The 15351-nt window shown below is 45.2% G+C and carries 15 protein-coding genes; all 15 read right to left on the reverse strand.

Annotated elements, in window-relative coordinates; all coding sequences use genetic code 11:
• Window positions 1–146: 146 nt before the first annotated feature.
• The 15 genes from QZL69_RS07410 to QZL69_RS07480 all read right to left on the reverse strand — a co-directional run bounded on the left by QZL69_RS07410 (window position 147) and on the right by QZL69_RS07480 (window position 15345).
• Window positions 147–611 (reverse strand): phage holin family protein, encoded by a 465-nt coding sequence (locus QZL69_RS07410; RefSeq protein ID WP_022214584.1) that lies wholly within the window; start codon window positions 609–611, stop codon window positions 147–149.
• A 95-nt stretch (window positions 612–706) separates the two neighbouring features.
• Window positions 707–862, reverse strand: coding sequence for a hypothetical protein (locus QZL69_RS07415; protein WP_022214585.1), 156 nt, complete (start codon window positions 860–862; stop codon window positions 707–709).
• Window position 863: 1 nt separating this feature from the next.
• Window positions 864–1016 carry a hypothetical protein gene (locus QZL69_RS07420; RefSeq protein ID WP_022214586.1) on the reverse strand — a complete coding sequence of 51 codons (153 nt, stop codon included), beginning with the start codon at window positions 1014–1016 and terminating at the stop codon, window positions 864–866.
• Entirely contained in the window at window positions 1013–3523 is a 2511-nt protein-coding gene (locus QZL69_RS07425; RefSeq protein WP_022214587.1) for a hypothetical protein, read from the reverse strand. The genes QZL69_RS07420 and QZL69_RS07425 overlap by 4 nt, the downstream gene beginning before the upstream one ends.
• A 14-nt stretch (window positions 3524–3537) precedes the next feature.
• Window positions 3538–4275 carry a hypothetical protein gene (locus QZL69_RS07430; RefSeq protein ID WP_022214588.1) on the reverse strand — a complete coding sequence of 246 codons (738 nt, stop codon included), beginning with the start codon at window positions 4273–4275 and terminating at the stop codon, window positions 3538–3540.
• The gene (locus tag QZL69_RS07435; RefSeq protein WP_022214589.1) at window positions 4269–7586 is read right to left on the reverse strand and encodes a hypothetical protein; all 3318 of its coding nucleotides are present in this window, start codon (window positions 7584–7586) and stop codon (window positions 4269–4271) included. Before QZL69_RS07435 ends, QZL69_RS07430 begins: the two co-directional genes overlap by 7 nt.
• The gene (locus QZL69_RS07440; protein WP_022214590.1) at window positions 7583–7969 is read right to left on the reverse strand and encodes a hypothetical protein; all 387 of its coding nucleotides are present in this window, start codon (window positions 7967–7969) and stop codon (window positions 7583–7585) included. The genes QZL69_RS07435 and QZL69_RS07440 overlap by 4 nt, the downstream gene beginning before the upstream one ends.
• 1 nt (window position 7970) lies before the next feature.
• Window positions 7971–12014: a hypothetical protein gene (locus QZL69_RS07445; RefSeq protein WP_022214591.1), complete on the reverse strand. Its 4044-nt coding sequence runs from the start codon at window positions 12012–12014 to the stop codon at window positions 7971–7973.
• Between the two features lie 12 nt (window positions 12015–12026).
• Window positions 12027–12599, reverse strand: a complete 573-nt coding sequence (locus QZL69_RS07450) for a Gp15 family bacteriophage protein (protein ID WP_022214592.1) — start codon at window positions 12597–12599, stop codon at window positions 12027–12029.
• Window positions 12592–13050, reverse strand: a complete 459-nt coding sequence (locus QZL69_RS07455; RefSeq protein WP_022214593.1) for a hypothetical protein — start codon at window positions 13048–13050, stop codon at window positions 12592–12594. Before QZL69_RS07455 ends, QZL69_RS07450 begins: the two co-directional genes overlap by 8 nt.
• A gap of 105 nt (window positions 13051–13155) precedes the next feature.
• Window positions 13156–13665 (reverse strand): hypothetical protein, encoded by a 510-nt coding sequence (locus QZL69_RS07460; RefSeq protein WP_022214594.1) that lies wholly within the window; start codon window positions 13663–13665, stop codon window positions 13156–13158.
• Window positions 13662–14105 carry a hypothetical protein gene (locus tag QZL69_RS07465; RefSeq protein ID WP_022214595.1) on the reverse strand — a complete coding sequence of 148 codons (444 nt, stop codon included), beginning with the start codon at window positions 14103–14105 and terminating at the stop codon, window positions 13662–13664. Before QZL69_RS07465 ends, QZL69_RS07460 begins: the two co-directional genes overlap by 4 nt.
• Window positions 14105–14539, reverse strand: a complete 435-nt coding sequence (locus QZL69_RS07470; protein ID WP_022214596.1) for a minor capsid protein — start codon at window positions 14537–14539, stop codon at window positions 14105–14107. The genes QZL69_RS07465 and QZL69_RS07470 overlap by 1 nt, the downstream gene beginning before the upstream one ends.
• 3 nt (window positions 14540–14542) lie before the next feature.
• Window positions 14543–14959 (reverse strand): DUF6751 family protein, encoded by a 417-nt coding sequence (locus QZL69_RS07475; RefSeq protein ID WP_022214597.1) that lies wholly within the window; start codon window positions 14957–14959, stop codon window positions 14543–14545.
• A gap of 2 nt (window positions 14960–14961) precedes the next feature.
• Window positions 14962–15345, reverse strand: a complete 384-nt coding sequence (locus QZL69_RS07480) for a hypothetical protein (protein WP_291518878.1) — start codon at window positions 15343–15345, stop codon at window positions 14962–14964.
• Window positions 15346–15351 lie beyond the last annotated feature (6 nt).

Consider the following 15351-nt stretch of genomic DNA (forward strand, 5'->3'; position numbering starts at 1 on the left):
TCCGTTTTTCTGATGGATTCGAAGAATTGCAAAATTTATGCCCGCCTTCTTTACTTTCGCCCAGTCGGGCTTCCCCTGATAACTTGATACATCAATACCTTTAATTTCCATGTTTACCTCCTGCTTTATAAATAGGAAAGGAACGATCACTCGTCCCCCGGATCCTTATCTAAATTTACTTTGTCTTCGACCTGTGATTTCACATGAGTTACCAACGGAATCAGGAATGCCGGGATTGTTACTCCCATATCCTTGATGTTTTCCAGGATGCTGATAATCTCGTTGCAGATGATCCAGATTGCTACAATACATGCCACCAGGAATGTGAATGGTAAGGCGATGCCTACGGTCTGGGATGCATACAGGAGCAGCTGATCAATCACAGCTCCAACTACTACCAGAAGCCACATGCATACTTTTTTCATAATACCGCGGATACTCTTATAGGAGTTGATGTCCTCAGAACGGTATGTAGATGCCATGAGTCCGGTTGCGTAGTCGAGAATGTTGCAGGCTACCATCAGAAGAACCGGCACTGCCAGCACTCCCAGAATGGAGCTGATGAATGCAAAGACTGCTGTTAAAATTACTTTGATATGATTTTCTGTCATAAGTTTTTCCTTTCTCCGGTTGCGCCGGCGCAATTTTTTCCCAAAAGAAATAGAGCCTTATGGCTCTGCTCTGATCTTCTCCATATATTTTAACCTTATTCCACATTCAGTGCTTCGCGGATTGCTTCCAGATCATCTGTAGTTAATGCCGGATAATCTGCTGCAATGTCTTCAAATGCTTCTCCGTTTTTGATCCGAATCTTAAATGCTCTTACCATAATTTTTAATTTCAGTGTGTTGAGTGTTTTCATATTAATTTCCTCCTATTAAATCTGCCATCATTAAGATAATGTCATCTGCTGTTGATTCTAATGTAGATAATCGTTCTTCCTGGGTTGCTTTGGGCTTGAAATCTGATTCTGTCAAACCAAGTTTCTGCATCATCTTTTCCTGGGATTCTGTCATTCTGTTGTACCTCCTACTTCTGATAGCTTAACTACATATTCTACTGTATTGGGAACTGGGACTTTATAACCATCACCGTTGCTGTTTTGAAATGTCAGTGATCCACCTGGTTCGACTTCAATTGCTTCTAGGAATCCTTCCGGGATAATCTCCGCAATATTAGTGACAATTGGTTCTGCAAGTTCGTAATATAAGACTGTGTCCTTCAAATCTTCTTTTAACAATGTAGCATCTTGATTCATAGAATCATCTCTCAAAAATAACTGCCCATTGGCATCTACAACAATTTCCATATTCTCTTGTCTTATCACTGCATTTGCTGTTGCGTGTGAATATCTCTTACATAAAGTATTCATTGTATTTGGACTGATCAATTTCGCAATGTCCATTGTATTGAAATACTTATGGTTTTCATACTCGCCGCTGTTATAGTTCAAACTGCCCAAATCCACTGCTGCAACTCTTTGAATATATTTCTTGTTCTCCCAATCTACTTCATTGGTCACATTACCAGCAGACCAACCGTATCCAGGAAGATCGAGGATTGTTTGTGGAATCTGATAAGATATTGGATCTTTATATTTTTCACCATTTATCCGAAAGTTTCGGATTGAAAACGAACCGCCCGTTTTCCAATTTAAGCATAATCTAGAAATATCACATGGCAACTCAACTCTAACTTCTTTCCATTCACTTGATGTAATGCTAGGCGTGATATCTTTATATCCATCTGGTGTCAACGATTTAAACCTAACGTTTACGGCTGTCCCGGTTTTTACTTCATAGCTTATTACATCACCTGCTTTCGCAGTTCCGTTAATCCCAGTACTAAACCATTCATAATTAACATCATTAGCAATCAAAACATCATCAATAAATTTAATAGTTCCGGGCAGTAAGGTAAATTTAGAAAGATCAAATAAGTTGTTTCCCTGCTCTACAACTTCATTTACGGACATACTCAGGAGGGTTCCTTCATTGCGTGGATAATATTCTGCCGGGAACATAGCTTCGAATTCCTTAACTGTGGATGGCTCATTTCCTGCACCAAACATTTTTGTAAGATCAAAAACAGTTACCGTAACATCATAATCTACTGATGTATCTGCCGTGTATACTGCAATTTGTATCCTTGCATCTTTTGTTTCATCACATAAAACGAATGTTTTCTGTATTTTATACAACTTCATTTCTGCAATGTATACTTGTGATTTTTTATTCTCATCTGTATATTTCCCATCAACATTTATGAAGTATATATGATCTTTGATAAAACTAATTCTCCCGATTTCAAGATAAAGATCATTTGAAGGAATTCCACTAATTTTTATATGTTTGTTTTCGTCTACTTCAACTGTACATCCATTTTCCATTTGGCTAGTGAGACTTAATTTTAACAGCTGATTCCAAACAATAGTCTTCCCACCAATGCTTTTGACACTTGCCATCTTTGCGCCTGTTGGAATCTCTTTCTGGTAAGCTTCGGTATTATCTGTCTGGAACTCATAGCTAATTCCCTGATTCAACTTCCAGAGTGCGTCCAGTTTTCGGTCTGTTGTTGCCAGAGCAGACTTGTTTGCCTTATTCTCTTCAATTAATGCAATAGCATCCCCAACCGCCTTGGAATCTGCTGCTTTACCGCTTTCTGTAAGGGTGTTGTCCAGGCTGTTGGCAATGTCCTGAAGCTGCTTTTCTCCCGCCTGCTTGACTGCCTGGGTTACTTCATTGGTCTTGTCGGAGATCTCCTGCTTCTTTTCTTCTATGTAGTTTTTCGTTTCATCTTTTACAGCCTGTACGGAAATATTCTGCTGATCCGTGATTGCCCGAACTGCCTGTTGGCCTGCTGTCTTGATGTCCTGCGATGCCTGCTTCGCTGAATCAAGTGCTGCAGTTCCAACTCTTTTTACTTCTGCTGTGGATTTAGCCTCCTGAGTGGTGATTGTATCGATCGCCTGCTGTCTTGCAGTGGCGATGTCTCCTGTTGCCCAGATGACCGACTCGGACACTTTCTGGTCCAGGCCGGTCATCTGGGCGTTGATGTTCTGTTCGGATTCGGCGGCCGCTTTTCTGGATGCCTCAGCAGACTGGGCATAGCCGGCGGCACTGTCGCGGCTGTTTTCTGCTTCTTGTGCGGTCTGTACAGTGTCTTCATGCAACTGTTGCACATCTGCCTGAGCTGCTTCTACTTCCTGCTGTGCCTGTTCTACTGCTGCCCTGGAGATTTCTACCTGTGCCGCCTTGTTAACTACATCGTCATGCATGGCTATATAGTCTGGTCTGAGGTTCCCTGGAAGGGTAAGCATCTGCCAGATGTCTGTGTTGCGTCCCGGCTCCGGAGCTGTGCCGGTGATGGTGGTTCCATTCTCTATCCTGCACACATAGGATCCACCCTGATAGCTCACCGTATCAAGATATTCATAGGCTGTTTCTGGATCGTATTCCCCTCTGGGATTCAAGGAGACATTTCCCAAATCGGTTGGAAGATAGTCGTTTTCTGTATTGTTCATCGTTTTCTCCTTTCTCAGTTTTTAAGCTGGTACATCAGCCGGCTGCCTTTTCGGTAGAAACGGATTCTGTCTACTTTAGGGTCTGAGTACATCATGAGCCGCCCGGCCGCTACCCGGAACGAAGGAAAGTAGACGTTTCCGGTATCGCCCTTGAGTTCGGTTTCCTTCTGTCTGACGTAATTATCAATGTTTCTCTTTCCCTCTTCCACCCTTCCTTGGACGGATTCTGCCGCCTTCCGCGCTTCGCCAGCATAATATTTTGCATTGTCTTCTTTCTGCTCCGGATGATCTTCCCTTCCATGAGCCCACGATTCCGCTTCCTCTGCTTTTGCTTCTGCCTGGTTTTTTGCTTTCTCCGTCCGTCTCTGATATTCCGCGGTCGCCGCAAGGGTGTGATGAAATAAATCTACATCCTCCGGGGTCTCGAATCCTTCTGGGGCTTTTCGGCTGTTTACCATCATGTAGATGACGTTTGCTGTTTCTCCTCCTTCTGGATTCGAGATGTAGATGTAAGCCGTGATCATCCTTTTCTGCCGCAATGCCGCATTTGGAATGTCTACGGTAGATATTCCATCAACAGTGGTACCGGTTACTACTTTGGCAGTCTCCAGGTCTTTCCATGAGAAATGTACTTCGAAAATTTCTGGAAGATCTAAACCAGTAATCTGAATCTTCTGTCCATAGTCCCACTGCCAAAGTTCCTCATTTATTTCGATTTCTTCTCCCTTCCGGGAGAAATTTGCAATCAACATTTCATCATCTCCTTAACTGTTTGTTTGAGATCCTGGATCTCTTCATGCTGTTCTTTCAGCATGGCGAACATTGCCGGGATCATAATACGCTCGTTCCAGTTTTCGGCTTTACCATCTACGTGATCGACCGCCAGCGGAAAATACTCTGCGATATTTTCAACCGTAAACATCGGGAATTCCACGCCTACGCGCTCATCGCTCTTATCAAGATAACCATCTTTGTACTTAGCCATGATCGGCTCTATGCCATACAGTTGGTCAATAAATTCCTTCGGCAGCTTGTCACCCAAAACTTTATACCTTTCAGAAGAGGAACTAAATTTGGACAATTGATAGTTATTCTGGTTAATATAGCAGTTGTATCCACTCGTAACTGTTGGATACTTGTAGGTCCGGATGCCGCCCCTGCAATATATTTCTTTTTGGAATTCCAAATATACACCTGATTTATCAGGAGTATCCGACATGGTTGCTATACCGGGGATTTTAAGTCTATTTAGTGTCGCTTCTCCTGCACCGCAATTGAGTTCCCCTGCATTTATTTCATCAAAGCCCCCTCTAACCCAGTCACTGCCATCTAGTTCCACAAAAGATATAAACGCTCCATTCGTAAGAGCATCATCTTCTATTTCTATATCAATTTCTCCGTCCTGAATCGTATACGTTCCACTGATCCTGGAAAAACTGTCACCTTTTAATTGAATAGCTTTAAAATCTGCTGACGGATCATTTGGATCCAGTGGCACACTGAACAATCTAATTGAATCTTTATCGAAAATAGCTGCAATTAATCCATCCTCGTTATATAAGGTATACCCATTAATATCCTGTGTTGATACAAGCACTCCATTTTTGTCAAAAACTTTCTGGGTTCCATTTTCATTATTTTCTCCGCCCAACAATAATGTCCCTCCTCTTGCAGCATCAAACGAGAAATACAGATGTCCGTTCAGATAACGGAGACCTTTCCATGCACCATTATTGGTCAGGATATTCACTACCTGTTCCTGGGTCAGTGCTTCCGCATCCAGAACAACTTCTACTGTCTGATAATCGATCGCAGTCGATCCATCCAGGGCGTATAAGGTACAGCGTACCGCTGAGATCTCCTTTGGGCTTCCGGAGGACATCATGGACCATGTTATGGAATTCTCACCGCTTGCCGGACTGTTGTAGACTGTCGTCCAGGTTTTTCCATCGGAGGTTTCTTCGATCTTGAATCTGCCCTTGTATGCAGTTCTTCCAACAGAATCGCCTTCTCTGTAGAATCCTGAAAACATAAGTTCCTCCGGAGACATCGTTCCGTCTGCCATTCTTTTTACGATCGCAGCCGGACAGTCCAGATAATACATCTTTCCATCATCACCGGCATATAATTTCGCAACCGTAAATTTCTTCGTCAGCACCATAGTATCCAGATATACTGCACGGATGCTCACCCATCCACTGTGTGCGGACAGAGATTTTACCGTATAAGTATGTGTTGTTTTGTCCCAGGAACCGGTGATGCTGTCGGATGTGGTCACTGTGAAAGAGCAGTCATCTGTGACATCTGTAGAATTGTATAATGCAGTCGCTGTTGTGGTTACTGACGGAAACTCCCCTATGATACTGCCGTCATTATGTACCGGGATGCTCTGGTATTCGTTGTCGAGCTGTAAGGTCATGTTTCGGGAGGATGTAATGGACTCATCTATTTCGTCAAATTTCTCCTGCAGCTTTTTCTTCCCAAGCATAAAGCTATTCGGATCTATTTCAACTTCTCCTGTATCTGCATTTATCCGGAACGTAACCTTTCCGTCATTGTCTTCTGCAGTAAATCCTCTGGTATTGATCCATTTCGCCTGAATCCCGATCGCATACAGGATATTCAGGACTGCATCACCATTACTATCGAATCCGGAAGTCCACTTTCCTGCTGCCGTTGTTGCTTCATCCGTTCCCTGATAATCAGAGGTCACAAAGAAACCGTCAGCTGCAGTTTTATATACGATCTTCGATTCTGACAGGCGCAGCTTATTATGCCGGTATGTAATCACAGATCCGTCCGGCTGCACGACTTCTGTGTAGTAAAAGCCCAGGGTATTTGCCGCCATATCATTCATCTGTTTCAGCTTTGCGTTATATGCAGATATCTTTTCTTCTGTTTTCTTAAGAGCCTGCTCTACCAGCGCTTTTGTCCCACTGGGATATTCCAAACTCTGTGTTTCCATGCTCTTTGCCTTGCAGGAGAACTCTGTACCGTCTGCAAAATTAAATTCTATGTCCGTGGCATAAGATCTGTGCAGATTGCCCCTGCTGTCTTTAAACTGTATGGAATCGCCAAAAACAGCGTAGCCTATCGGGACGCTGCTCAGGGAAAACGGAAGAAGTTCGAATCCCTCCAGGATCTGCCCGATACGATTCACTCCTTCTTCCTCATTTCCTGCTAAAAGCTGATTGCTGCTGATGTCAATAACATACCCTTCCGTTCCGTATAAATATTCATCATCTCCGTCCGTATACTTCACGCCAGTTACTACAATCGGATCTACATCATTTTCTGCATCACCGATTACCGGCGGCTCATGTCCCGCCACGGTTCTCTCATACACAGTGATGATCTCTTCATCCTCTGTATCCAGAATCGACTGCCCGCTGACATCCGGCCATGGAATTTCTTCCATCAGGACCACATTACCTTCCTGGCCAAACGTGATGATCCTCAGCAGGTCATTCTCATCTATCCTTGCATTACCGCCTGCCAGCGCCGCAACCATGCCGATCACCGCACGATAAGTCGTGCCTTCCGGAGCTTTCTGTACCTGAAAGTCAGAATTTTTAAAATCAGCATCTCCTAATACAAGTCCGCACTGCTGGCAGGCATCCCGAAGGACTTCGCCTGCAGTACACGGAAAACTGAGATTCGTCTTGTAAGTAAGATCTGCCTTGCTCATATAATCAAGCAGTGTCAGGTTGATCTCATCATCGATTGCCGGCTTTCTGCATACGATGAAACTGCCTCTTTTAAAGGTTTCCAAACGGTCAGACAACTGTAAATTCATAAAAATGACGAATACTGCTTTATTGAAGCTGTACTTGTCAAACTGTCCTTTATCATTGACAAGGGAAAGTGTAGCTGTCTTCTCGATCGCCACTCCGACCGGAAAATCGCTGCTATCTGCAGCATCGATGATCCCGTTCCCGTCCAGATAAAAGTCTTTCTTTTCAAGAGAAAGTTTCGTCCCGTCTGCCAGGGTCACATTTGCTGTCACATAATAATTGTGGTTCTTTTTTGATTCTTCTTTTAACTGTTCCGAAACGTTGATCAATTCTTTTCTATCCTCCTTATGTTGATAGCCAGGTCTGTCCATTTTTCTTCGTTGTCTTCCAGAGTCTGAGCTGCCATGTTGAAATTCGATGCGTAGAACGTCCGGTCGATCCATTCACCCGGGATCGTAGGATCCTTGTGGTGGAAGGAAAACTCAGATTTGTTTATCATTCCATTTAGAATCGCCGCGATTTCTTTCCAGGTTAAAGTATCCCAGGTAAGATCATATCCTCCAATCGTTCCCATCGGGCTGTTGTGCATCGTCAGCTCCTGGTCTCTTTTAGAGCTTTTGGTACTTGTAGTTGCAAATACCGGCTTATAAGTAGTTGGGGGTGCGATTGCAACCCCGTCCACCGTAAAACCTTCTTTTTTCAGATCAGCCATCTCACCACTCCTCTCCCAGTTTAAACGGATTCTTACCGCCATTCCTGCTTCTCTGAAGCTCTCCTTCTTCCAAGATAATGTTTAATAATTTTCTTCCGGAAGCCGTCACCGATATATTGTAGGTGTTGCCATCCTGCTTCTGTGGTGATTCCTCCCGGACGATCTTTCTCAGGAGGTTCTCCGGAGCTTCAATGTTGTTTCCTACTTTCTGGTCACCCAGAACTGCCAGGAACTCCGATCGTGGCGGAATGACGGCTCCGCTTGCAAGGTATGGAACTGAGCTTACCCGCGGAAGATTCATCCAGTAATTGCCCCATCGGCGTTCCCCTGTAGGGCCTGTGACATCATAAGAAAATGTAAAGGCATGCTCTACTCCGGAAATTGCATTGTTGATATTCCCGATAGTACGGTTCACCTCTGAAATCATGTTGTTGAGCGTTCTCGTGATTCCTGTTGTGCCGTTGGCAACTCCCTGTGCCAGTCCATTTCCCATTCTGGTTCCTGCTCGTTCCATAGAGGAAGTCAGGCTGTTCATCTTCTGATTCACCATCCCAATCATATCTGCTATGATCTGACTGATCCGTTCGCTGGCTTTCTTCCATTTGAAGGTCATAGTGTTGTACTGACTGCTGAAATGAGAGTTTACAGTCCTCTGCATCTCTCCAAGCTTCAGATTTGCCGTCTGTTTCATCTGATCCAGATTTTTTGAAACCTCTTTCGCAGAACTTCCCCAGTTCGTAACAGTAGCGGTATTTACGCCGCTGGTTGCGTCTTCTGCTGCCTTCTGTACATCTGAGAGGTTTGATTCCGCATCTGTCTTCATCTTACCGGTTGCACTGGTCACTGTCTCCTGTGCTCCGACAATATTCTTGTCTACACTGGTTTTTACTGCTACAGTGGCACTTGGAAATCTCTCTGCCAGTGCCTGATTCAGCTCATCCAGCGGCACGCCTGCGTCTTTCAGGGAATTGTATACCATGTCAAATGCTTCCTGCGCTGTCGCTGCTGAACCACTTGTGTTATTAAAGCTGCTCAGGATGCCCTGATAAGTACCGGCATAATCACTTGAAGTCATGCTCAGATCATACAAAACATCCCGAACTCCCTTGATCGCGTCCTTCACTGTGATAGAAGAGGTATCGATCTTGCCTGTCGTCTCGGAAAATCCAGTTCCAAGAGCTTCTACTTTTGCAGTCATGTCTTCTACAAATTCTGTGGAAACTCCTGCCTGTGCCCCGTACTGCTCCAGGATTCCTCTGGCTTTATCTGCAGATACGCCATACTCTGTGAGCTTCTGGATCATATCGTCGTACATCTCATTGTTTGCTTTTCCGGCAGATTCATCCGCCTCAATCAGCTTCCAGAGATCTTCTGCCTGCTCCTGTGTGATTGCGTGTGCTTCGCTCATTGCGCCTGTGTAATCATGAAGATAGCCTCCTGTCTGTGAAAGAATGCCGTTTCCTCCCTGTGCTGTTTCTACCAGTTCCGCAATCTTCTTTGTCAGCTCCACAGTGCCTGCTGTTGCTACAGCAATCAGTCCTGCTGTGCCGATAACCGGAAGCGCAGAAGAAACAAGGGTATCAAGCGCTCCTGTTACACCGCTTAATCCACCGCTCACAAGACCGGAAAGGCTTCCTGCTAAGGCTGAAACAGATTCTGTTGCAAGTAATTTCGCCCCCAATTTTGCGATAAGGCTACCTGCAAAAGAAGCGATGCCCGTCTTGCTAAACTCTACTGCAAGAAAAGCTGCTGCTATCACAGCTGCGATTTTCCCCGGTAACCCTTCACTTTCCCACATTCCTTCTAATGCTCCGGCGATTCCAAGGATTATCATTTTTCCTGCTGTTTTAAGGATCTGGATCCATGGTAACTGTCCAAGAAAATCTCCGATCCCTTTGCCCAGATTATAAAAAGTATCTGGTGTAATGGCATCTGTAAGTGCCGTGCACAAGTGGGAAAGGAAATCTCCAAGTGCTTCTCCATTCTCTTTCCATTTGAAGTCCTGTATGAAGGTCGCGATTCCGTTGCCGATATTTTCTGCTACTTCGTCCCAGTCAAAATTTTCTGTGAACTGTGCCAGGCTCTCAAATGCACCGTTGATTCCTGTCGTCAGGGATTCTGCGATATCTGAGAAGTCTACCTTGTCAGACATGCCATTCAGGGCTTCTGCTACTGCATTGCCAAGTTCCTGCCAGCCTGTGATCCCTGCATTGTTCTTTCTGGCCATGTCCTGTACAAAGCCATCGAACATCCGCCATGCGATCATAAATTTGTTCCCAAGAGCATTTCCAAACTCTCTCCACGGGATCTCATCGATCATTCCCCGCAGTCCCTGTGAGATGCCGCTTCCAATCCTCTCGAAATTGATGCCTGTGGCTGGATCGGTAAGACGGTTGAACGTCCGGATCAGCGTTGTGATCCCTGCTCCGACAGTACGTCCCATAATATCCCAATCGATGTTATCGACCAGGCTGTTGAAGGTCCTGGTGAATGCATCACAGAACTCTGTGACCTTCGGACCGACGTTTTTCCAGCTGATCACATCATAGACATATTTCAGTCCCTTGTTGATGCACTGGGCTAAGTACTTTCCAAGTCCCCCCCAGTCTTCCTGTTTGATCAGCTTGCGGATCTTGTCGGCGATGCCCTTGATGGAGTTCTTGATCGGAACCTCTTCAAACATCTGATCCGGTGTCGGACCTGTGTAACCGCCGCCGGTTCCATCTGACGAAGAGCTGTCGCTGCCATCATCGTAATTGTTGATCTCATCAAGCGGGCTCAGGTAGCCTTCCAGGGCTTTCGCCGCTTTCTTGGCGCTGTCCGCTGTCTTGTCAAGACTGGCCGCGTAATCCTGCTGGACAGATGCTGCTTTCGTGAATGTCTTCTGACCGGTTAAGGCCGTAAAGAACATCCCCACATAGGTAAGTGCCTGGGAAAGCAGGTTGATAAACTGCACCAGAATCGGGGCAGCCACTGTCAAGATCGGAGCAAATGCTGTCGCAAGGGCATTCTTCAGCTGTGTCAGGGATGACTGTAGCATGGAGATGCTGTTGTTTGTCGTGCCGCTGTACTGTGCAAGATTCTGGAATCCTTCGACTGCTGCACTCCGCAGCTTGTTCATCAGAACATACAGACTGCGGATACCGATGCTGTATTTCAGCAACGTCCGTATCGCCTTGGTCATCGTACCAAGCGACGAGGTGCTCTTGTTGGCCGACTTGTGGATGCTGAAGATACCTGAAGATATCTTCCTGATGCCGCCTGCAACGGAACTTGCCGACAGTTTCAGGAGCTTCATACTCAGCTTCTCCACTGTACGGATCAGGCTCTTCATACTGGATTTAAGCTGTTTCATACCGTTTTGTGCCAGTTTCGGCGAAAGCTTTTCCAATGCATTCTGCAGTTTTTGTAATGCAGGTGCCTTGTTCCCGACTTCATCGACAACTCCTCCGCATTCACGCACTTTTTCCTTTACGGATGCAAAAGACGTTACCAGACGATTATTCATATCATCCAACCGGATTTCTTCCGTCGTGAGCCTGTATGCTGTGCTCTGATATTCAGAAAGACTCCTTGGATCAACATAAGCTGTACCGGATTTTCTCATTTCTTTCTGTTTTTCTTCAAGGCTTTCTATCGTTTCAAGCATTTTCTGGAGTTCTTTTTCTTTCTCCTTGAAGCCGCCTGAATCATCTGAAAACCCAAGCTTGCTCCATTCTCTCAGTTCACCTTCGAGTTTTGCAGACTTTTCGTAAATATCGTCCAGTTCTTTACCAAGGCGCTTGTATTCGTCCGTTTCTACTTTCTGTCCGGAGATTTCTTTTAATCTCTGCTTTAAGGAAACTACTTTCTTTGCCTGCTGGCTGTACTGATTGTTTAATTTTGAAACGGAATCTACCTGCTTCTGGATAGCGATCCTTGTTTTTTCGCTGGCTTTTCCAATGGTGGAGGTCATGCGCTTCATGGAAGCCTCGATATCTCTCGCTCCGACTTCGACACCTTTTTCATTTACTTCTGTATCGATCGTTACTGTTCCATCTGCCACGCAACCACCTCACTACTTCTTAATTCCAAACAGCTCATTCAGAGCTGCCTCTTCCTCTGCTGACCGCTTCTTCACTGTCTGTTTCAGGTCGATCAACTTCTTGTTGTTCCTGTAAAACTCCATCTCCCATTTCTCCAGCTTCTTGCCCTTGGCTTTCTTCTGGCGGATATAAAGCACCTGGCTGAACAGTCCATCTGCAATCTCCATATAGGCTCCAAGGAAAGTCCACCAGTGCACATATTCCAGGGAACGGATGTCCTTTCCGATATTTTTATTGACTGCTGGTGCAATGATAGGTGAATCCTGCTCCCAGTCCATTAACCGGACTTTGCTTTTACCTTCTCCGGTGATTCCGCAGTCAATGAACTCTTTCCCTTTTTCAAGGGCTTCGTTCAAATATTCGACTGGGATTTCTTCCGGATCCCAATACAAGATCTCGAGCATCACCTGTGACTTTTCCTGATCTGACAGTTCCGGATCTGCCATAGCCTTTAAAATATCCAGAATCGCCCTGAAATCTGTCCGGATGTCATATTCTTCGCCGCCTAACTCAATGTTTTCCGGAAGTCTCCACTGATCATCCATGATGACGTTTCTTCTTGGTGTATCTTCTTCCGGAAGAACGGTACTTTGCCGTGTATTTGTTTACGCGGCTTTTTATTTTCTCCAGGCGCGCATCAAATTCTTCGTTAATGACGCTGCATACCGTATTCAGGCATACCTCGTAAAACAGTGTTCCATCTGTCATCGGCGAGAACGGACCCATGATGCTGAAGAATGTGTTTCCCGTGTCTGCATCTACCAGATAATCCAGCTGTTCGATTACTTTCTGCTGACATTCTGTGATATCGTCTTCATCCTGGAGCTTAAATTCATTGAAGAATTTTCTGACATCCTCGTATCTGGAAAGAATATTGGTATCTGCCGGGCGGAAACAGAACTCTGCCAGTTTCTTGCCCTGCCTGTTCTTGATCTCATAGGTTTTACTGCCATCCTCGATGATGATCTCGTTTGTTTTTTTCTCTAATGAAGCCATTCTATTCCTCCTTGGGTGTCCGAATCGGACACCTTAAACCTTAAATTTGGGCATAAAAAAGGACGGGGTGCCATCTCTGACACCCCTATTCAGTTTTATGTCTGTTTACGCTGCTTCAATTGCTCCTTCCGTAAATACCGGAGAATCTGTATTCAGTGACTCAGAAGTAACATAGCCTTTGATTCTTTCTCCATCCTCCAGTATATTAAACGGGAAGTCTACCCCTTCCGTATCTCCACCGTAAGACTGCGGTTTTACCATAACTTCCTGTACATATGCCAACTGTTTGGCCGCACTGGTATCTTCCACGATCACTTCCAGCATGTAAGTCTTGCACTTATCCCCTCTCAGACGATCCATAGCAATTTCTCTGATCTTTGGATAAATCTTTTTCTCCGGATCTGCATAATACGGGTCTGCGCTTATAGATGGTTTATATCCTTTGTCGGAGGTTCTGATCCGTCCGAGAATATTCTCCTTCTGGTCAGTATCCGGATTCAATTCTACAGACATATCTTCGATGTCATCGCCCAGAACTTCCCAGGCTGCTGATTTTAATTCTCTCTTGAATGTATAATCAAGATAATGCCTCAGTGCTTTTCTCTGTAATTTCATACGTTCACGTTCCTTTCTCTGTAAATAATTCTTGCCTGTATCATGTAACGTGCCAATCCTGCCTCGCAATTTACTCCAGACAGGTTTGGCATGTTCTGAAGGTTTTCCATTCTCTCTACCGTGCAGTTTTCTCCAAGATCCGGATATTCTTTCTTCTCATTCTGCTCATCCATCCAGTCCATGAATGCCTGGGCAAAATTCATAGCCTCCAGATTCAGATCATCCTGTTCAGAAGAGTACGGTTTTACGATAATGATGGAAAATCCATATTCTTTCTGTACGTTTCCAGTGATGTACTTCTTTCTGACCTTGTCGGAATAATTTGTGATCAGTGAAATACTGTCCCGAGCCTCCGGGGAAAAATTGAAGTTTAACAGGGTTCCTGCCAGTTCTTCCACTTTAGGCTCAAAGTATGCTTTTACTGCCTCATGTTTTGTCATTACATTTTTCCTTTCAGATGATTCTCATAGGCTCTTGCAAGATCACCTTTTCTCGCTGTCATCATTGCCTTGTCCCAGTGATCTGTTGCCAGCGGATGCCGGAAATCGCTGTACTGCAGCCTTTTTCCTGTCGGTGTTTTGTGTGGCGGGGAGTAGAAACCAACAATTTCTCCCCCGTCCGTGATCGGATAGTTTGGTCCGTACAGCTCGCCTTCCCACTGGTAATGGGCGTAAGGGCTGACGTATGTGATGTGTCCACAATCATCATCTGCAGTAATAACGATATTCTGTGCAAGCGCCAGGTTATCTGCTGGAACATACGGATCCATGAGTTCTGCTGCCTGATTCGCAAGAAACAGCATATTGTCCCGACCGCCGACTTTTTCCTTGGCAATCTCTTTCGGAGATTTCTTCCACTCAAGTTTTACATCCATGGCTTATCCTCCCAGGCGGTAATGCTTTGCAACAGGAAACTTCGTGTTATCTGCAGATGCAGTCACTTTAAAAGCATCCGGCTTGTGGTGGTTCATGATCTGGGCGGCGGTCTGTCCGGATGCTCCTGTGATTTCCTCTGTACATTCGCCGTAGATCACGATATCTCCCTGAGACATGGTGAAATGTCCTTCCGAATCTTTGACATATTCTGCATATGGACGATACCTTTCATCCTCCGGGATCCTGACCACGTAAGTATTCTGTACACTTGCCTGCGTTCCGCTGAAACTGGTCTTTACCTCAGACTTCCAGAAACAGTTATGGAGCACAGTTCTCTGCCAGTGTTCCCTTTTGTCTTCGCTGTCTGCCGCCTGGATCCGGTTATACAGAGTGATTGTGTGGATGTAATTCTGATTCATGATCACACTCCCCGGTACAAAAGCCCTGTGTTCCCAAGATACCGATGAATGATTTCGCTGATCTTCTTTGCCTTGCCCTCTTCTGTGAAAGTAGACTGTGACAGATCAAAAGTTCCGGATTCCCCGTCATTGGAGTACGACTGAAGAACACCGCCCTGTACTGCTGCCTGCTGTGCACTCCTATCCGCCTGATATAAGAGCTCTGCAAGTTCACAGGCACAATCTTTCACCTCATCGGTCAAAAGCTCTGTATCAGCGGTCAGACGGCCGAACGTATACTGATTCAGAACCCTTTCTGTTTGTTTTTCCCAGAACATAAAATCATCTTCCGGGACAGTCGGTTCCCTGCCCAGAAGATATTTTGATTCGTAATATCCGTAGTTCACATACAT

It is taken from the genome of Blautia sp. CAG:237 (assembly GCF_000436615.1).
In the GTDB taxonomy this organism is placed as follows: Bacteria; Bacillota; Clostridia; order Lachnospirales; family Lachnospiraceae; genus Blautia_A; species Blautia_A intestinihominis.